The sequence below is a fragment of the Bacillus cereus group sp. MYBK195-1 genome (genome assembly GCF_051916605.1).
Taxonomy (GTDB): domain Bacteria; phylum Bacillota; class Bacilli; order Bacillales; family Bacillaceae_G; genus Bacillus_A; species Bacillus_A cereus.
This window is the reverse complement of the sequence record NZ_JBQAGZ010000001.1, coordinates 593,980-610,482: the sequence shown is the minus strand read 5'-3', so window position 1 is coordinate 610,482 and position 16,503 is coordinate 593,980. Positions and strand designations below refer to the sequence as shown.

Here is a 16,503-nt window from a genome sequence, read left to right as displayed (position 1 = left end):
AAAAGGTTACGCGAATAAAAAGAAGTCTTATTAATACCATAGTTTGTGAAAAGCTTTTCAGGTCAAGATTTTTTCTTTCTTATTATTTTCCCTTTATAATAAGGGAAAGAGGTGATACATATGGCCAATATAAAACAAATTGCTAAAACTGCTGGTGTATCGATATCAACTGTTTCTCGTGTCCTGAATAATCACCCTTACGTAAAAGAAGAAAAGCGTAAGCGTGTTCTAGATGCTGTTGAAGAATTAAACTACGCAAAAAATATAAATGCTGTCCATTTAATAAGAGGGAAAACATATACAATTGGCGTTATGCTTCCTTTCATTAACCTCCCCTACTTCAGTACCATTATTGAAGGAATCGGAAACGAAGCGTTAGCTGCTGGCTATCACATTAATTTATGTCAAACGAACTACGATAGCATTGAAGAAATTCGTGTTCTTGAAATGATGAAAATGAAACAATTTGATGGGATGATTATTTGCTCCCGAACGAGCTCTTGGGAACAAATCGAACCTTTTGCAAAATTTGCCCCTATTATTTCATGTGAAAAAATGAAGCATCCCCTCATTTCATCCATCTACGTAGATCATTATGAAGGTTTCCGTCTCGGTACTGCCTATTTACTAAGTAGAGGCCATGAAAAAATCGGAATTTGTTTAGCAAGAAAAACAAGTGTAAATTCCATAGAGCGAGAAAAAGCGTTCGCCGATACACTTCGTAACGAAGGGAAAACGTTGCATCCTGAATGGATTTTCCACCAATGCTATACAATGCAGGACGGAGCACAAATACTCCATCGTATTTTAAATATGACAAATCGTCCAACTGCTATTTTCACAGCGAACGATCAAGTTGCAGCTGGTTTATTAACAGAGGCTCGAAAACATGGTATTCGAGTACCTGAAGACCTTGCTATCCTTGGATTTGATAATCATGAAATTTCAAAGGCATTAGAAATTTCCACAATTGAACATCCCGGTCTCGCAATGGGCTCACATGCTTTTTCTTTATTTCATAAGCAGATTCAAAGCGAGCAAATTGTCGGCAGTGCAAAAGAGCTTTCATTCCATTTAATTGAGCGAGAGACTGTCTAAAAAGAGCGTTACCTATAACGCTCTTTTTCAGCTCTTCACCTATTGACTTTATATTTTCCATCTCATATAATGAACCTAACGAACGGTAGGTAGGGGATAAAAATGACAGCAAACCGCATTAAAGCTGTAGCACTTTCTCATTTCGCACGCTACGGCTACGAAGGAACTTCATTAGCAAATATTGCTCAAGAAGTTGGGATTAAAAAGCCATCGATTTACGCACACTTTAAAGGAAAAGAAGAGCTATATTTTATATGCTTAGAATCCGCTCTTCAAAAAGATTTACAAAGCTTCACTGACGATATCGAAAAATTTTCAAATTCGTCTACTGAAGAATTGCTCTTACAATTACTAAAGGGCTACGCAAAACGATTTGGTGAAAGTGAAGAATCAATGTTTTGGTTACGAACTTCTTATTTTCCGCCTGATGCATTTCGCGAACAAATTATCGAAAAAGCGAATGCGCACATTGAAAACGTCGGAAAACTTTTATTCCCTATATTTAAACAGGCAAACGAGCAAAGTGAACTGCATAACATTGAAGTGAAAGACGCTCTAGAAGCTTTCCTATGCTTACTGGACGGACTTATGGTTGAACTACTATTCGCAGGTTTAAATCGCTTTGAGACTCGTTTAAACGCCTCTTGGCAAGTATTTTGGCGAGGCCTTTCAAACTGACGGATTGCTCCTTTGCAATGCGTCGTTTTTAAGCCCTTTACCTAACGACTGGTAGGAAGGAGAAATGACAAATGGCATGGATTTATGTAATCTTAGCTGGTATTATTGAAATCTTTTGGGTGATTGGATTAAAACACGCGGAAGCACCACTTGAATGGGCTGGTGTTGCTCTATTAATTACAATTAGTTTCGTCTTATTATTTAGAGCTTATAAAGATTTACCTGTCGGCACTGTATACGCAGTCTTTACAGGTATTGGAGCTGGTGGAATCGTTCTTACTGAGATTTTCGTTTTCGGAGAACCTTTCTCTATCGTAAAAGTTTTATTAATCGGTTTAATCTTCTTCGGAGTAATTGGTTTAAAACGAGTAACAGAAGAAAAAGAAGCGAAGGAGGCTGCATAAAATGGCTTGGGTATTTTTAATTCTAGCTGGTATTTGTGAAATTATTGGTGTACTCTTTATGAAAGTAGCCACTGAAAAGAAAGGCTGGGCACCAAAAGTTATCTTGATCGCTAACTTCGGCGTAAGCTTCTTCTTCTTATCTCTTGCGATGAACACATTACCGATGGGAACTGCTTACGCGATTTGGACTGGAATTGGAACTGCCGGAAGCGCACTTCTAGGCATCCTTATTTTCCGAGAATCAGCGGATTGGCGTCGTCTTGCTTTCTTAAGCTGCATTTTATGCGGCGCTGTTGGCTTAAAACTATTAAGCTAACGTGAGGTGAATGTCATGTGGAAAGAGCAAGGAAAGAAAATATTAGCATGGATCACACTTTGTATCGTCATTCTATTACAAATAAGTTTTCATATAATAGAATCATTGTTTCATAAAGTATTATCCATTCTCACATTCCTTCCTAACATGACACTTGAAATTATATCGATTGTTTGGTCTATTATCGCCTCCATTGCAATCGTCATTATATGGAGTATCGCCAAACTATGGAATAAGTTATTTAAAAAGGACAGTACTTCTGAAAAAGAGTAACTGTCCTTTTTTATATTCATTCAGACTTTCTGTAGAAGTTAGATGTGATAAGACAAAACAGACCAACTATGGCAATATTTATACTACCCCCTTTATGTAAACTTGGAAATAACGGTGGTATATTCGAGTAAACATTTGCTAATATGAGACCGATTGAAAATAAAAATATTCCTATTCTATATAACCATTTTCTTTTGTTCATCATTCTCCCCTCCTAAAATTTTTCATACACTCCTTTCTTTTGGACATACTACCCTAAAAAAGGAGTGGATAATATGCAAAATTCTATACATAAGCAAATCCTATTTTTATTTTTCCTATTTCTTATTCTCATCATCGTTTTCAGCTTTATATTACATACTCCAAAAGATGTACCAAATAGCGTTTCTTTTTATAAACTACTGCTCTCGTATTGTCGTTATTGAAGAAGGTGCCTTTTTTTAAGGCACCTTTTAAAATTCTCTTTTTTTATATATTTTTACTGAAACAAAGATAGATATTATGAACATGCATATTGAACTAACGAATAACATGCTGTTATATAATTGAATTTGTTCCAAGTTGATTTGAAACAAAGTTTCTAAAATAACAATCGGCGCCATGAATATTACTATTGTAATAAGAATAGTTTTTTTATATCCTAACCAAAAAGATATTGGTAGAACAAAGCTTAAATACACTAAAATAAAGCTAATACTAGCAACCATTGTCGTTTCAATAAATTCAAATAAGTTAACCTCGCTCTTCATTCCTATCGTGAAACAACCGACCGTTACACTTATAAAAAGAATAATTATTGCTACTATATATTTCGCATACACAATTTGTTTTCTCAATATTGGTAAACTATTTACTATAACTTCACTCTCATTTTTACTATCTGCTTCAAATGTTTTTACTGTTGCCCCAATTGTAATAATTACTGACATAATGATGAATAAATTTTCCGTATCTGTTAAGGCCATATAAAAGAAAACAGGATACAGTATGTACCAAATTAAAAATTTCCATTGAATGATGAAATCTTTTAAAATTAGTTGCTTGATCATGTATTACACCTCCTAATATGAAAATGTCCCTTCTATAACTCTGCCTCCTGAAACATTTTCATTGAGAGGAACATGGATACGAATATACTCACTAATACTCCGATACTAAGAACACCCATTGCTTGTGTAGCCTCTTGAGAGTGAAGTACTTTTAACATAATTGTTTTATCACCAAAAATATTGCACATAAGACCAATCATACCCATTAAAGGAAAAAGCATAATCAAATTCAAGACAGTAATAACTTTATATCCCCCAATGTAATTAGTCGGTATCGTTACTGCACAATAAATCAAAGTTGCTACTATTGCTGAAAATATTGCATATCCAGGCATAACTATATCTCTGTTCAATAAAATATTCCCTAATATTACGACTATAAAAGTTACACTCAAACCAGCCATAATAAATAATGTGCTTGAAATATATTTAGCTATAATTATCTCTTTTCTCGTTATAGGCAAACTCACTAATACTTTTTCTGCTTTACTTTTCTCGTCATAATAAAAAGAAATATATATAATCGTACTACATGTTATAAATACTCCTATTGCAATCCCCATTGGTTCGACAGAATTCTTAAAAATAGATAAAATAGGGATTAAAAAATAGAAAGGAAACATCTTCTTCTGTAAAAAAAACTCCTTCAAAATCAACTGTTGCATATGAATTCTCCTCTCTATAAATCACGCGTTTCATAAATTTTAATTGTAAGAAGCATAGAAACGATATAGACACTAGCTAGTGTGATTAATCCAACTATAAATATGCCAAAATGTAATGGATTCATAATCCAATTAATGAATGATGCCGTAGCACTTTCTCCGTCACCAATAAACATTCCAACAATAACACCTATTCCAGCGGCTCCACCTGTAAATATTCCACGTACTACTTTTGATTTTGTCCCATAATAACTCGGGAATAATGCTGTAATATAAACTAAAGAATATACAGCACCTCTGACTACTACATACCAAGGAATTTCAATATACAAATTGGGATGATAAGCTCCAATATCACCAATGACAGCGATACCTCTTATAAGAAAAACAACTAGCGTAGTAGAAATCATGCCACCTACAATAAATATTACACCCGAAATATATCTAGCAATAATGATATCCTTTCGTCCAACAGGTAAACTATTTATAATAACATCACTTTTATTTTTTTCATCCATCGCTATTAGTATCATAGAAGATGATATCGTTATGAGTAAGCAACTCATTGGAAATAACAATTCACCATCTGGATCTAATCCAAAGAAAACAAGAGGCATAATAAAATACACTAACCACATAACCCGAAAAAAGAACAAATCTTTATAGATTAGCTGACGCATAGGCACCTCTCCCTTTCGCAGTGTAAACGATAATGTCATCTAATGTAGGCTTTTCTAGTACAACCTCATTTCCAAACCAATCGATAATTCCTTGTTTATCCTTCGCTAAACCTTCAAAACCAAACTTATTTTTTCGTAATCCAACAAATAGTTCTTTTCCTTCTCGGTCTAATAAATCATTACTTCCTTTTACGATTACGTAGTTCTCCATTAAGTCTTCTTTTTCACCAGTAAATATAATTTCTCCATCATTGATGAACGTAACATAATCTGCAATGCGCTCTAAATCTGTTGTAATGTGCGTTGAGAATAATACGGATACTTCATCTTCCATTACAATTTCTTGCAACATATCAAGTAATTCACTTCGAACAACTGGATCTAACCCTGCTGTCGGTTCGTCCATAATAATAAACTCTGCGTGGTGCGAAAGTGCGATTGCAATCGCAAATTTCATTTTCATTCCTTTTGATAATTCTTTAATTTTTTTATACTTTGGAACTTGTAATCTATGCATATACGATTGATACTGCTCTTCGTCCCACTTTTTATATAACGGTGCAATAATACGCTTCATTTGTTCACACGTTAAATCTTCGTAATAATGATTTTCATCATATACAAAGCCGATATTTTGTTTTATTTCCTTTTCAGCTTTCTTATTGTCCTTGCCAAAAATTTTTATATCTCCGTTATCTTTTTTAATTAAATTCATAATCATTTTGATCGTCGTACTTTTCCCGGCCCCATTCGGTCCGACAAACCCCATAATATATCCGCGTGGTAACGTAAAACTTATATTTTTCACTGCGAAACCTTCATAACTTTTACAAACGTTTTTTAACTCTAACATCTCTCTCATTCCCCCTTATATAAAAACGCAATCATCTGCTGTAATTCTTCAAGTGAAAGCTGCAACGCTTTACTTTCATTCACAATCTCTTCCGCTTTACTTTCCAATAGGCGAAGCCTTTGTTCTTTTAATAGTTCATTATTTTTACGTGAAACATAAGTCCCCTTCCCAGCAACAGTTTCTATATATCCTTCTTTTTCAAGCTCCTCGTATGCACGCTTCGTTGTAATGACACTAATTTGTAATTCCTTCGCTAAGCTACGAATAGACGGTAATTGATCTCCACCCTTTAAACCGCCATTTAAAATAAGCTGGCTTAATTGTTTTCTTATTTGCACATAAATAGGGTCTTGGGAAGAATTCGAAATAATAATATTCATGTTTTCCTCCAGTTTGTGTATATACTGTATATACCTTATATATACAGTATATACACACAATCCTATTTTTAGCAAGAAAAAAAGACCAACATTTTCCTGTTGGTCTTTCGTATATGTATCACTTTTCAAAGCGATCTAACATCTCGTCTCTCATTCCGAAACTTACTACTGCAATTCCTATATACATAAACAGAAGGAATGCCGGATGAACTGTGTTGTACCAGCTGCTGTCAACGATTAAGTAAATCGTTAATGCCACAACAAGAACAAACGCTAAGATAAACATATAAAAGTGTCTTGTACTACCCATGATAAACTCCTCTCTTCTCACTTCACCATTCAACAGTTTATTTTATCGAATAATTCGATATGACTCAAGGTTAACTTTCTGTTATGTAATCAAGTTCCACCTTTACAATGTCCTCACATGCTATTGAAATGATTGTTCCTTGTTTATCAATCGCCGTCACTTCTCTATTATCCATTACACGATTTGCTACTCTTTCTAACACTTTTCCTTGGTCTCGATAGCAAAATTCTTTTACATCTTTAATTGTTTCTCCATTTTCTAAATGGTATACCATTCTATAACATCGATATCCCAAAATTTCACCCCCGTCTTGTTCGTTTTTTCACATATACATAAAAATGAGTAATCTTTGCCTCATCACATCTTCTTAATTTCAATAAAATTCTAACAAAAATAAATACTTTTATCAAACCGACTTTTTCAACAAAACTACCTATAAAACTACACCTTTACACCATTAGGAAACAAAAAACATATTTTTTTAACATTTTCTTCACTATTTCTGCATAAAGTGAAACTTTAATCAGTGGGGATTTACGGACAGTTTATCTCCCACCTGGCTTCTTTGCACCAGCTAAGTTTTGAGTTGGGAGTTTACTGTCCGTTAATGCGGGACAAATTATCCATACAAAAAAAGAACCCGCCTCAGCGAGTTCTTCCTTTGTTATTTTAATCAAACTTGTACAGGAGCTGGCTTCGCATAACGTAAAACTGGTTTACGTGCAGCCATCGTTTCGTCTAAACGTTTAATGACTGTCGTATGCGGTGCTTCTTGTACAACTTCTGGATTTTCTTCTACTTCTTTAGCGATTTGAATCATCTTATCAATGAAACCATCTAATGTTTCTTTTGATTCTGTTTCTGTCGGCTCAATCATAATACATTCTTCCACATTTAATGGGAAGTAAATTGTTGGTGGATGATAACCGAAATCAAGCAGACGTTTTGCAATATCTAATGTACGTACACCAAGTTTCTTTTGACGACGACCTGATAATACAAATTCATGTTTACAATGTCTATCGAATGGAAGATCGTAGAATGGCGCTAATCTTCTCATCATATAGTTCGCATTTAATACCGCATACTCAGTTACTGCACGCAATCCATCTGGCCCCATAGAGCGAATATACGTGTATGCACGAACGTTAATTCCGAAGTTACCATAGAATGGTTTCACACGACCAATTGCTTCTGGACGGTCGTAGTTGAAGTGATAACCATTTTCGGTTTTCTCTAAAATCGGTTTTGGTAAGTACGGAATTAAATCAGCTTTCACACCTACTGGACCAGAACCTGGGCCACCACCGCCGTGAGGACCTGTAAATGTTTTATGAAGGTTTAAATGCACAACGTCAAATCCCATATCTCCTGGGCGTGCTTGGCTTAATACCGCATTTAAGTTTGCACCATCATAGTATAATTTACCGCCTGCATTATGGACGATTTCTGCCATTTCTAAAATATTTTCTTCGAATAGACCTAATGTATTAGGATTTGTTAACATAAGTGCTGCTGTTTCTTCGTTTACAACACGTTTTAAGTCTTCTAAGTCAACAAGGCCATTTTCATTTGATTTTACTGTAATTGTTTCAAAACCAGCTACAGTTGCAGATGCTGGGTTCGTTCCGTGAGCAGAGTCAGGCACAATTACTTTCGTACGGTTAAAGTCACCATTCGCTTCATGGTATGCACGAATTAACATTAAACCTGTCCATTCTCCGTGTGCACCAGCTGCTGGTTGTAAAGTAACAGTATCCATACCTGTAATTTCAATTAAATGCTCTTGTAAGTCGTACATTAATTCCATTGCACCTTGTACTGTCTTTTCATCTTGCAACGGATGAATATTTGCAAATCCTGCGAAACGAGCTACACTCTCATTAATTTTCGGATTATATTTCATCGTACAAGATCCAAGTGGATAGAATCCAGAATCCACACCGTGGTTACGGTTTGAAAGTGCTGTATAGTGGCGCATAATATCAAGTTCAGATACTTCTGGTAGCTCTGCATCTTCTACTCGAATATAATCGCTCTCAAACACATCTTCTAGTTTCACTTCTTCTACATCTAATTTGGGTAAGCTATATCCTATGCGTCCTTCTTTACTCACTTCAAAGATAAGTGCTTGGTCTTGGTTCTTCATTGGATAGCCCCCATTTCGTTTACAAGTGTGTCAATTTCCTCTTTTGTACGAAGCTCAGTTACTGCTACAAGCATATGGTTTTCATGCTCTTTATAATCACGGCCTAGATCGTAACCGCCGATAATATTCTTTTGTAATAATGCATCGTTTACTTCTTTCACTGGACGTTTGCAATCTACAACAAACTCATTGAAGAATGGTCCAGCAAATGTTACTGTGAAGCCTTTCGCTTCAAATTGACGTTTTGCATATTGTGCTTTAGAAATGTTTTGACGTGCCATTTCTTTCACACCTTGTTTGCCAAGTGCCGTCATTGCAACAGAAGCTGCTAATGCATTTAACGCTTGGTTTGAACAAATGTTAGATGTCGCTTTATCACGACGAATATGCTGTTCACGTGCTTGTAACGTTAATACAAATCCACGTTTACCATCTGAATCTACAGTTTGTCCAACAAGACGTCCTGGAATTTTACGCATAAATGCTTTCGTTGTTGCAAAGTAACCACAGTGCGGTCCACCAAACTGCGTTGGAATACCGAATGGTTGTGCATCACCGATTACAATATCAGCACCAAATTTCCCTGGTGGTGTTAATGCACCTAATGATAATGGATTTGAAGAAACGATAAATAATGATTTTTGTTGATGAACGATTTTTTCAATATCAGCTAATTTTTCAACTTGTCCGAAGAAGTTTGGATATTGAACGATTACACAAGCAACTGTATCATCTACTTCACTTTGTAATACGTCTAAATCTGTTACACCATCTTTATGATTAATTTCAACAACTTCAAGATTTTGACCTTTTGCATACGTTTCAAGCACTGCTCTTGATTCTGGATGAACCGCGCTAGATACAAGAATTTTCTTTTTGCGAGTATGGCCAGCTGCTAACATTGCCGCTTCAGCTAAAGCTGTCCCCCCGTCATACATAGAAGAGTTTGCTACATCCATTCCTGTTAATTCACAAATCATTGTTTGGAATTCAAAGATTGCTTGTAATTCCCCTTGTGAAATTTCCGGTTGGTATGGTGTGTAAGCTGTATAAAATTCTGAGCGAGAAATAACATGATCTACAATTACTGGAGCATAATGATCGTATACGCCTGCTCCTAAGAAAGAAGCGTATTCTTTTAAGTTAGCATTTTTACTAGCCATTTGAGATAGCTCTTTTAAAAGCTCTGGCTCTGATTTTGCTTCTTTAATTTTTAAATCCCCTTTAAAACGAACACTCTCTGGAATATCAGAGAATAATTCATCGATCGTTTGAACGCCGATCGTTTGTAACATTTCTTTTTTGTCTTCTTCTGTCATTGGAAGATAACGATGCAACATGAAATCTACCCCTCTCCCCGTTACTTTGAACGTTTGTAAAATGGTGTTGGAACAACTACTGCTTTGACGCGTTTATTACGAATTTCAATTTCTACTTCTGTATCAACTGCTGCGTATTTTACATCAATTAGTGCTAAACCAATGCTTTTCTTTAACGTTGGAGATTGTGTACCACTCGTTACTTCCCCAATTTTTTCTTCACCAATAAATACAGGGTAATGCGTACGAGGAATTCCACGTTCGATTACTTCGATGCCGACTAATTTACGAGGCGCACCGTTTTCTTTTTGCTCTTTTAACGTTGCTTTTCCAAAGAAGTCTGCTTCTTTATTTGTTTTTACCGCAAAGCCAATTCCAGCCTCAATCGGTGTAATATCTTTTGATAATTCTTGTCCATAAAGTGGTAATGTTGCTTCGAATCGAAGTGTATCACGAGCACCTAAACCACATGCTTTTAAGCCCTCTTCTGCTCCAACTTCAAGAAGTTTCTCCCAAAGTTTTGCAGCATCTTCACTCTTACAGTAAATTTCGAATCCATCTTCACCTGTGTAACCTGTACGAGATACAAGTGCTGGAATTCCATCTACAAGAATATCGTTTTTAAATTTAAAGAACTTAATTTCTTTCAAATCTTCTGACACAACTTTTTGTAAAATGCCTTCTGCTTTTGGTCCTTGAATTGCAAGCTGTGCAACTTCACTAGAAACATTGACTACTGTCGCATCGCCAATTACATGACTTGCTAGCCATTCGTAATCTTTCTCGATATTTGATGCATTGATTACTAATAAATAGTCTTCTTCACCACGTTTGTAGATTAATAAATCATCTACTGTACCACCATTTTCGTAGCACATAGCTGTATATTGTGCGCCCCCTACCTTTAAGGTAGATACGTCATTTGTAACAACACGTTGTAAAAATGCTAAACTATCTACACCTTTTACTTCAACTTCTCCCATATGAGATACATCGAACAAACCTGCAGCTGTACGTACAGCTTCGTGTTCTTCTTTAATGCTTGAAAATTGAACTGGTAATTCCCAACCACCGAAGTCGATTGTTTTCCCACCATACTTCGCGTATACATCAAATAACGGTGTACGTTGTAATGTAATCATGCTCTCTCCCCCTTATGCTTTGACAAATCAATAAAAGTTGCTTCCCTTTTCTAAACATTTTCATTCTGAAAAGATAGGATATACGGAATCTCATTATATTTTTTTATGAAAGCGTAAATAAAAAATCACTTTCTTGGATAAAATACGAAAGATTCCACACATTTCACACCATTATCCTAACATCATTCGCTATATTTCATCAATATTCTAGCATAAAAAATAATTTAGAATTTTTTATGTTAAAACACAATAAATACAGCTTTTGAGATTTAATACTTTATTATTGTCTATCATATAGCCTTTAATAACGATAATTATGCCTTCTTTTAAGGCAAATCATCATACATTAAAAAATAATTACTTTAGTTTATAAAAGGTGGGAGAGTCGTAATGAATGTCGATATTTCCGTAGATCGGACGTGGCAAAACAATTTTTTGAATAGAATTGACGAAGATGGTCCTTGGACAAACTGGGATTTATATCACTTAGCTTATGAAACAGAAAAATCGTTACTTGTTCCTACTTTTGATGGACTACAAGCACCGAAACATTTATCCCATTTCACGCCGCTTCCGCATCAATTAGAAGTCGCTCAAAATGTGATTGAACAAATGAACGGTAAAGCGATTCTAGCAGATGAAGTAGGCCTTGGAAAAACTATTGAAGCTGGACTTATTTTGAAAGAATACATGGTCCGCGGGCTTGTGAAAAAGGTACTTATACTTGTCCCAGCCTCTCTCGTATCACAATGGGCATACGAACTGAATACAAAGTTTTTCATTCCCGCTGTAGCACAAAAGAAAAGCTACTCGTGGGAACAAGCTGACGTAATCGTATCATCAATTGATACTGCGAAACGTTCACCACATCGCGATATCGTTTTGAACTTAGAATATGACCTTATTATTATCGATGAAGCACATAAACTGAAAAATAATAAAACAAAAAACTATGAATTTGCACAACGATTAAAAAAGAAGTTTTGTTTATTACTAACCGCTACTCCTGTTCAAAATAAGATTGATGAAATTTTTAACCTTGTTTCTTTATTAAAGCCAGGACATTTAGGCAATCAATCCAACTTTGAAGAATATTACGCTTCCAAAAATCGTTCAGCCGAATCAGATGAAGACTTAAAAGCTCTCATTAATAAAGTAATGGTGCGAAATAGACGACATAATACCGGTATCGATTGGCCGAAGAGACATGTACGTACAATTTTTGTTGAGTTTAATGAACAAGAACAAGCTCTATATAATGATATCGAGAATTGGCGAGGACAAGACGCCTTCACATCTGCTTTCTCATCGTTAACTTTAAAACGGGAAGCGTGTAGTAGTCGTGAGGCTGTTTACTATTCATTGAAAAAGCATGTAGAAAAAAGACAGAAAGAAAACGAACATTATATAAAAGATCCACATATCGATGTGCTAATGGACAAAATTAATCATATTCCTTTCAACTCAAAAGCAAATAAAGCTCTTGAGCTTATAAAAGAAATTGACGATAAAGTCGTTATCTTCACAGAATATCGAGCGTCACAAATGTACTTACAATGGTTTTTACAACAACACGGTATTTCTTCCGTTCCATTCCGCGGCGGGTTTAAACGCGGGAAGAAAGATTGGATGAAGGAGCTTTTCCAAAACCACGCACAAGTATTAATTGCAACTGAAGCTGGTGGTGAAGGGATTAACTTACAGTTTTGTAGCCATATGATCAATTATGATTTGCCATGGAATCCAATGCGTCTTGAGCAAAGAATCGGACGTATTCACCGTCTCGGTCAAAAAAATGATGTTCATATTTATAACTTAGCTACAAAGCATACTGTTGAAGAACATATTCTGAAACTGTTATATGAAAAAATCAACTTATTCGAGCGTGTTATTGGTGAACTCGATGAAATTTTAACGAGAATTAATATGAAAAACATCGACGCGCACATTCAAGAAATTTTCGCGCAATCAAAAAGCGAAGGTGAAATTAGAATTAAGATGGAAAACTTAACATCTATTATCGACTTTGCGAAACGAAATGAAGCTGAGGTGCAAGGCTATGCAGCAACATGAAATTCATAATTACTTATACAATTTCTTTGAGGCGAATAACTGTGAAATTTTAGAACGTTCTCCTCATTTATTAGATGTACAGTTAACAATTGAGATGGATAAATTATTAATGAATCGCCCTTTTTATTGGCACTATCTTGAGAAAACAGGAGGCGTACCGAATCCGATGCGCCTTACTCTTATTACAAATCCAGAAAATGAAGAAAATGATGGTGAGCTTATTCACTACGGTTCACCACGTCTACATCAAATTTTCCAAACGACAAAAGAATTAGGCTCATACATACGTTTATATGAGGATGTAAGACATAATGGGGCAACACATACACCGCTCCACCCTTGGCTCGGTATTAATATAAAAGTTTCCTATCAATGTGATCGAAAAAAAGACATCCTTCACTCGATTGGTATTCATCTCATTTCTGGAACAATGATGGCAAACTTTCATGAAACATTAACAAACATTAAACTTACACCAAAAATACCTGATTTTTGTTTTACGCTCTCGCCTATCATTAAACCGCAAAGTGGTTTACAACGTATAGAAGACGCTTTAAAAAATATAATTGCAGAAGATGACCATACGTGGGCAAAAGAAGCAAGAGTGCGTTGGAATCATGATTTAGACCTTTTAAACCGTTTTTATGAAGAAAGTGACGAACTTCCTGAGAGCTATGAAATTGAAAAACAAGCTCTGCAAGAACAGTATGAACCACGTATTACAGTGCAAATTATTAACGGTGGACTCTTTTATGTTACCGCGAATCATTTTCTATCAAAATAAAGCTCCTTCTGCTTTAGAAGGAGCTTTATTTCGAGTTATTCTCTATCCTCATTACGCTCTTGTTGTTTTTGCTTTGCCATGCGTTTTTGATGCGCACGATCCTTCGCGCTCACATGATTTGCATCAGTTGGAAGATTTTCTTTCGAACGTCCAATTCCATTGCTCATCTTTCCCACTCCTTTTTACGTTTTTCAGAATACATGTTTATTTTCAGCTAGAGTTACAATCCTTATACAAAAAAATAAGAGCAGCCATTGGCCACTCTTACTCGCTCACATATTTTTGAAACATATCATGGATGCCTTTATTTACTAGGTTCGAGATCTGCTCGTCAGATTTATTCGGATAACGATCACGCAATCTGATAGATGCCTTCACCATTAAATTTTCTAATACAGAACGGCCACCTTCTCCATAAATAATTTCAGCATATTTAACAAGCCTTCCATCCTCTACTGTTGCTGGATTATGATTGAAGAAAAATTTACTCATTGTCTCCACCTCTCTCTTTTGATAACGTTTACATTTATATAGATTATTTATGTTATTTATTTCACAATATTGTATGCATGTATATTTAATTAGTTTCATTATAAAGCAACATATCGATAGTAAATATGTGATTTTCCGTCCATTTTGTGAACAAATCAAAATGAAAGCGTTTCCTTTATTATATATTAAAAAAACTTACTACGCTAGGGGCAATTTTTTTCAATCTACTAACCCCTCGAAAATTGATATATTTTTTCTTTTCCCATTAAACCTTATACAATTTTCAGAAATTATATTATAAAATATATGTATGACTTAAGGAGGCTTTGTATGAATCAAAATAAAAAAGCTATATTAGATCTTGTCTTTTATCTCGTAATCCCATTCCTCATTTGGAAATTTGCAAAACCTTATATCGATCCTTATTACGCGATGTTACTTTCCTCTGTGCCGGGGATTATTTATACACTGTATACCTTTAAAAAAGAAAAACAGTTTAACGTGACAGGGTTCTTTATTTTAATTACACTCATTTCTAATACAACGGTAGATTTATTATCTGGGTCAGCTGAACGAATGTTGTGGAATGATGCATATTATCACATCGTACTCGGTATTATCGTCATCTGTACAATTTTCATAAAAAAACCACTTATGTTATATTTCGCTGCGGATATTGCAGCGCTGCAAGGCCATGACCGCGATAAAAGTCGTGAGCTTTATCGTGATAGTCGTATATATCCAGCACTGCAATATTTAACGTTATTTTTCGGACTGCAATTTATATTAAAAAGCTTTTTAAAAATTTATTTCATCTCTGTTTTTGGTGTAGATGGCTATGGTGAAATGAGAGCGATTATGACCGCTGTCGGCTGGGGCATTTCTATTTGTATCGGAATAGGATTCGTATGGGTGAACAATAAAATACATGCCGTTACGGAAGAACAAGAATCCGTGCAGTAAATAAAAATCCCCTAGTGTAATAAGACACTAGGGGATTTTTGGTTTGCTAAACATATGACTAAAATTTAACTTGATTTTTTTCTTTTACTTTTTACATTTCGGTAAAACAAAGCAGCACTCAGCGGCATAACACCAAACCACTTATTCATAAATGGCTCTTTTTCAGCACGGCGTTGTTCTTTCTTTTGTTTTCGATCTTCTTTTGGAGCATCCATATACGACACAAACTGCTGCGTCACAAAGCGAACATAATCATTAGTAGACATATTATCATCACCTCTACTTGATTAGTATGTCCACTTTTTTATACATTAATCTTTTCCTTTAATTCATTCATAATTTGCTTTACAGACTTATTTGTCGTATCGATATGAATATGAGCCTCTTCATAATAAGCTCGGCGTGATTCAAATTTCTTTACGAATGCATCTATATCTTTCTTTTGAAATAGTGGACGTGTCGTATCTTCCCGAAGCCTTTCTGCAATTACATGCGGATCACAATATAAATACACGACAGTTCCGTTCTCTTTCATCCACTTGCGATTTTCCGCTCGTTCAATAATTCCCCCACCAGTTGTAATAATAACATTATGGATTGGTAGCGCACGTAACATTTCGCTTTCATATTCCCGAAAAGCCATTTCGCCTTCTTCGGCAAAAATTTTTCGAATTGCCTTCTCTTGCTTCTCTTCGATTTTTTGATCAGTATCTACAACATCCATTTGAAGTTCTTTACTTAACGCTTTTCCAATTGTTGTTTTCCCTGCTCCCATGTAGCCGGTTATGTATATAGATTTCATTTCTTGTCCTCTCAATCGTCATTTATTAATTGTTATTATAACGAAAGATGCTACTTTGTTTAATAAAAAAACG

23 protein-coding genes and 1 pseudogene are annotated in these 16,503 nt (G+C 35.2%); 9 read left to right on the top strand and 15 right to left on the bottom strand.

Annotated elements, in window-relative coordinates; genetic code table 11:
- The first annotated feature begins 120 nt into the window (after positions 1 to 120).
- The 5 genes from ACTFRY_RS03325 to ACTFRY_RS03305 all read left to right on the top strand — a co-directional run bounded on the left by ACTFRY_RS03325 (position 121) and on the right by ACTFRY_RS03305 (position 2,769).
- Entirely contained in the window at positions 121 to 1,098 is a 978-nt protein-coding gene (locus ACTFRY_RS03325) for a LacI family DNA-binding transcriptional regulator (protein WP_044795916.1), read from the top strand.
- 96 nt (positions 1,099 to 1,194) lie between these two features.
- Positions 1,195 to 1,776, top strand: a complete 582-nt coding sequence (locus ACTFRY_RS03320; RefSeq protein WP_002181118.1) for a TetR/AcrR family transcriptional regulator — start codon at positions 1,195 to 1,197, stop codon at positions 1,774 to 1,776.
- Positions 1,777 to 1,847: 71 nt separating this feature from the next.
- Positions 1,848 to 2,180: a DMT family transporter gene (locus tag ACTFRY_RS03315; protein ID WP_000312349.1), complete on the top strand. Its 333-nt coding sequence runs from the start codon at positions 1,848 to 1,850 to the stop codon at positions 2,178 to 2,180.
- Between the two features lies 1 nt (position 2,181).
- On the top strand, positions 2,182 to 2,496 hold the full coding sequence (locus ACTFRY_RS03310) for a DMT family transporter (protein WP_000312623.1): 315 nt from the start codon (positions 2,182 to 2,184) through the stop codon (positions 2,494 to 2,496).
- Between the two features lie 15 nt (positions 2,497 to 2,511).
- Complete coding sequence (locus tag ACTFRY_RS03305; RefSeq protein ID WP_000265427.1) at positions 2,512 to 2,769, top strand: DUF3975 family protein; 258 nt, start codon at positions 2,512 to 2,514, stop codon at positions 2,767 to 2,769.
- Between the two features lie 16 nt (positions 2,770 to 2,785).
- Here the strand turns inward: ACTFRY_RS03305 and ACTFRY_RS03300 are convergent, their stop codons facing one another.
- The 11 genes from ACTFRY_RS03300 to gcvT all read right to left on the bottom strand — a co-directional run bounded on the left by ACTFRY_RS03300 (position 2,786) and on the right by gcvT (position 11,316).
- Positions 2,786 to 2,974: a hypothetical protein gene (locus tag ACTFRY_RS03300; RefSeq protein WP_044795914.1), complete on the bottom strand. Its 189-nt coding sequence runs from the start codon at positions 2,972 to 2,974 to the stop codon at positions 2,786 to 2,788.
- Positions 2,975 to 3,221: 247 nt separating this feature from the next.
- Entirely contained in the window at positions 3,222 to 3,818 is a 597-nt protein-coding gene (locus tag ACTFRY_RS03295; RefSeq protein ID WP_000595338.1) for an ABC-2 transporter permease, read from the bottom strand.
- A gap of 32 nt (positions 3,819 to 3,850) precedes the next feature.
- A complete protein-coding gene (locus ACTFRY_RS03290; RefSeq protein ID WP_001186566.1) occupies positions 3,851 to 4,483 on the bottom strand; it encodes an ABC-2 transporter permease in 633 nt (210 codons plus the stop codon).
- 14 nt (positions 4,484 to 4,497) lie between these two features.
- Entirely contained in the window at positions 4,498 to 5,163 is a 666-nt protein-coding gene (locus ACTFRY_RS03285) for an ABC-2 transporter permease (RefSeq protein ID WP_044795913.1), read from the bottom strand.
- Positions 5,144 to 6,016 (bottom strand): ABC transporter ATP-binding protein, encoded by an 873-nt coding sequence (locus tag ACTFRY_RS03280; protein ID WP_044795912.1) that lies wholly within the window; start codon positions 6,014 to 6,016, stop codon positions 5,144 to 5,146. The genes ACTFRY_RS03285 and ACTFRY_RS03280 overlap by 20 nt, the downstream gene beginning before the upstream one ends.
- A gap of 5 nt (positions 6,017 to 6,021) precedes the next feature.
- Positions 6,022 to 6,396 carry a GntR family transcriptional regulator gene (locus ACTFRY_RS03275; protein WP_001021353.1) on the bottom strand — a complete coding sequence of 125 codons (375 nt, stop codon included), beginning with the start codon at positions 6,394 to 6,396 and terminating at the stop codon, positions 6,022 to 6,024.
- Positions 6,397 to 6,514: 118 nt separating this feature from the next.
- Positions 6,515 to 6,706 carry a hypothetical protein gene (locus tag ACTFRY_RS03270; protein WP_000535933.1) on the bottom strand — a complete coding sequence of 64 codons (192 nt, stop codon included), beginning with the start codon at positions 6,704 to 6,706 and terminating at the stop codon, positions 6,515 to 6,517.
- Positions 6,707 to 6,776: 70 nt separating this feature from the next.
- On the bottom strand, positions 6,777 to 6,980 hold the full coding sequence (locus ACTFRY_RS03265) for a DUF3929 family protein (protein ID WP_000262496.1): 204 nt from the start codon (positions 6,978 to 6,980) through the stop codon (positions 6,777 to 6,779).
- A 399-nt stretch (positions 6,981 to 7,379) separates the two neighbouring features.
- Complete coding sequence (gene gcvPB, locus ACTFRY_RS03260; RefSeq protein WP_000795702.1) at positions 7,380 to 8,855, bottom strand: aminomethyl-transferring glycine dehydrogenase subunit 2; 1,476 nt, start codon at positions 8,853 to 8,855, stop codon at positions 7,380 to 7,382.
- Positions 8,852 to 10,195, bottom strand: a complete 1,344-nt coding sequence (gene gcvPA / locus ACTFRY_RS03255) for an aminomethyl-transferring glycine dehydrogenase subunit 1 (protein WP_000903240.1) — start codon at positions 10,193 to 10,195, stop codon at positions 8,852 to 8,854. The genes gcvPB and gcvPA overlap by 4 nt, the downstream gene beginning before the upstream one ends.
- 20 nt (positions 10,196 to 10,215) lie before the next feature.
- Complete coding sequence (gene gcvT / locus ACTFRY_RS03250) at positions 10,216 to 11,316, bottom strand: glycine cleavage system aminomethyltransferase GcvT (protein ID WP_000631769.1); 1,101 nt, start codon at positions 11,314 to 11,316, stop codon at positions 10,216 to 10,218.
- A 390-nt stretch (positions 11,317 to 11,706) separates the two neighbouring features.
- On the opposite strand from gcvT, the gene ACTFRY_RS03245 reads away from it, so the two are divergent.
- Together ACTFRY_RS03245 and ACTFRY_RS03240 are read left to right on the top strand one after the other, a co-directional pair.
- Positions 11,707 to 13,389 (top strand): DEAD/DEAH box helicase, encoded by a 1,683-nt coding sequence (locus tag ACTFRY_RS03245; protein WP_001100037.1) that lies wholly within the window; start codon positions 11,707 to 11,709, stop codon positions 13,387 to 13,389.
- A complete protein-coding gene (locus ACTFRY_RS03240) occupies positions 13,376 to 14,173 on the top strand; it encodes a YqhG family protein (protein WP_001183964.1) in 798 nt (265 codons plus the stop codon). The genes ACTFRY_RS03245 and ACTFRY_RS03240 overlap by 14 nt, the downstream gene beginning before the upstream one ends.
- 35 nt (positions 14,174 to 14,208) lie before the next feature.
- On the opposite strand, the gene ACTFRY_RS03235 is transcribed toward ACTFRY_RS03240, so the two are convergent.
- Positions 14,209 to 14,340, bottom strand: coding sequence for a hypothetical protein (locus ACTFRY_RS03235; protein WP_044795910.1), 132 nt, complete (start codon positions 14,338 to 14,340; stop codon positions 14,209 to 14,211).
- A gap of 97 nt (positions 14,341 to 14,437) precedes the next feature.
- Positions 14,438 to 14,665: a hypothetical protein gene (locus tag ACTFRY_RS03230; RefSeq protein ID WP_000032702.1), complete on the bottom strand. Its 228-nt coding sequence runs from the start codon at positions 14,663 to 14,665 to the stop codon at positions 14,438 to 14,440.
- Positions 14,666 to 14,738: 73 nt separating this feature from the next.
- Here ACTFRY_RS03230 and ACTFRY_RS03225 point away from each other — a divergent pair.
- Positions 14,739 to 14,854, top strand: a pseudogene (locus tag ACTFRY_RS03225) (GTP pyrophosphokinase).
- Between the two features lie 141 nt (positions 14,855 to 14,995).
- Positions 14,996 to 15,628, top strand: coding sequence for a VC0807 family protein (locus tag ACTFRY_RS03220; protein WP_001073111.1), 633 nt, complete (start codon positions 14,996 to 14,998; stop codon positions 15,626 to 15,628).
- Between the two features lie 65 nt (positions 15,629 to 15,693).
- Here ACTFRY_RS03220 and ACTFRY_RS03215 read toward each other — a convergent pair whose 3' ends face one another.
- Both ACTFRY_RS03215 and ACTFRY_RS03210 read right to left on the bottom strand, forming a co-directional pair.
- Positions 15,694 to 15,894, bottom strand: a complete 201-nt coding sequence (locus ACTFRY_RS03215; RefSeq protein ID WP_000106083.1) for a YqzE family protein — start codon at positions 15,892 to 15,894, stop codon at positions 15,694 to 15,696.
- A 38-nt stretch (positions 15,895 to 15,932) separates the two neighbouring features.
- On the bottom strand, positions 15,933 to 16,430 hold the full coding sequence (locus tag ACTFRY_RS03210; protein ID WP_044795907.1) for a shikimate kinase: 498 nt from the start codon (positions 16,428 to 16,430) through the stop codon (positions 15,933 to 15,935).
- Between the last annotated feature and the right edge of the window lie 73 nt (positions 16,431 to 16,503).

Excerpts from the sequence above, each read along its gene's own strand:
- ACTFRY_RS03325 (WP_044795916.1), top strand. The coding sequence starts at position 121 with ATGGCCAATATAAAACAAATTGCTAAAACTGCTGGTGTATCGATATCA.
- ACTFRY_RS03315 (WP_000312349.1), top strand. The coding sequence starts at position 1,848 with ATGGCATGGATTTATGTAATCTTAGCTGGTATTATTGAAATCTTTTGG.
- ACTFRY_RS03310 (WP_000312623.1), top strand. The coding sequence starts at position 2,182 with ATGGCTTGGGTATTTTTAATTCTAGCTGGTATTTGTGAAATTATTGGT.
- ACTFRY_RS03305 (WP_000265427.1), top strand. The coding sequence starts at position 2,512 with ATGTGGAAAGAGCAAGGAAAGAAAATATTAGCATGGATCACACTTTGT.
- ACTFRY_RS03300 (WP_044795914.1), bottom strand. The coding sequence starts at position 2,974 with ATGATGAACAAAAGAAAATGGTTATATAGAATAGGAATATTTTTATTT.
- ACTFRY_RS03295 (WP_000595338.1), bottom strand. The coding sequence starts at position 3,818 with ATGATCAAGCAACTAATTTTAAAAGATTTCATCATTCAATGGAAATTT.
- ACTFRY_RS03290 (WP_001186566.1), bottom strand. The coding sequence starts at position 4,483 with ATGCAACAGTTGATTTTGAAGGAGTTTTTTTTACAGAAGAAGATGTTT.
- ACTFRY_RS03285 (WP_044795913.1), bottom strand. The coding sequence starts at position 5,163 with ATGCGTCAGCTAATCTATAAAGATTTGTTCTTTTTTCGGGTTATGTGG.
- ACTFRY_RS03280 (WP_044795912.1), bottom strand. The coding sequence starts at position 6,016 with ATGTTAGAGTTAAAAAACGTTTGTAAAAGTTATGAAGGTTTCGCAGTG.
- ACTFRY_RS03275 (WP_001021353.1), bottom strand. The coding sequence starts at position 6,396 with ATGAATATTATTATTTCGAATTCTTCCCAAGACCCTATTTATGTGCAA.
- ACTFRY_RS03270 (WP_000535933.1), bottom strand. The coding sequence starts at position 6,706 with ATGGGTAGTACAAGACACTTTTATATGTTTATCTTAGCGTTTGTTCTT.
- ACTFRY_RS03265 (WP_000262496.1), bottom strand. The coding sequence starts at position 6,980 with ATGGTATACCATTTAGAAAATGGAGAAACAATTAAAGATGTAAAAGAA.
- gcvPB (WP_000795702.1), bottom strand. The coding sequence starts at position 8,855 with ATGAAGAACCAAGACCAAGCACTTATCTTTGAAGTGAGTAAAGAAGGA.
- gcvPA (WP_000903240.1), bottom strand. The coding sequence starts at position 10,195 with ATGTTGCATCGTTATCTTCCAATGACAGAAGAAGACAAAAAAGAAATG.
- gcvT (WP_000631769.1), bottom strand. The coding sequence starts at position 11,316 with ATGATTACATTACAACGTACACCGTTATTTGATGTATACGCGAAGTAT.
- ACTFRY_RS03245 (WP_001100037.1), top strand. The coding sequence starts at position 11,707 with ATGAATGTCGATATTTCCGTAGATCGGACGTGGCAAAACAATTTTTTG.
- ACTFRY_RS03240 (WP_001183964.1), top strand. The coding sequence starts at position 13,376 with ATGCAGCAACATGAAATTCATAATTACTTATACAATTTCTTTGAGGCG.
- ACTFRY_RS03235 (WP_044795910.1), bottom strand. The coding sequence starts at position 14,340 with ATGAGCAATGGAATTGGACGTTCGAAAGAAAATCTTCCAACTGATGCA.
- ACTFRY_RS03230 (WP_000032702.1), bottom strand. The coding sequence starts at position 14,665 with ATGAGTAAATTTTTCTTCAATCATAATCCAGCAACAGTAGAGGATGGA.
- ACTFRY_RS03220 (WP_001073111.1), top strand. The coding sequence starts at position 14,996 with ATGAATCAAAATAAAAAAGCTATATTAGATCTTGTCTTTTATCTCGTA.
- ACTFRY_RS03215 (WP_000106083.1), bottom strand. The coding sequence starts at position 15,894 with ATGTCTACTAATGATTATGTTCGCTTTGTGACGCAGCAGTTTGTGTCG.
- ACTFRY_RS03210 (WP_044795907.1), bottom strand. The coding sequence starts at position 16,430 with ATGAAATCTATATACATAACCGGCTACATGGGAGCAGGGAAAACAACA.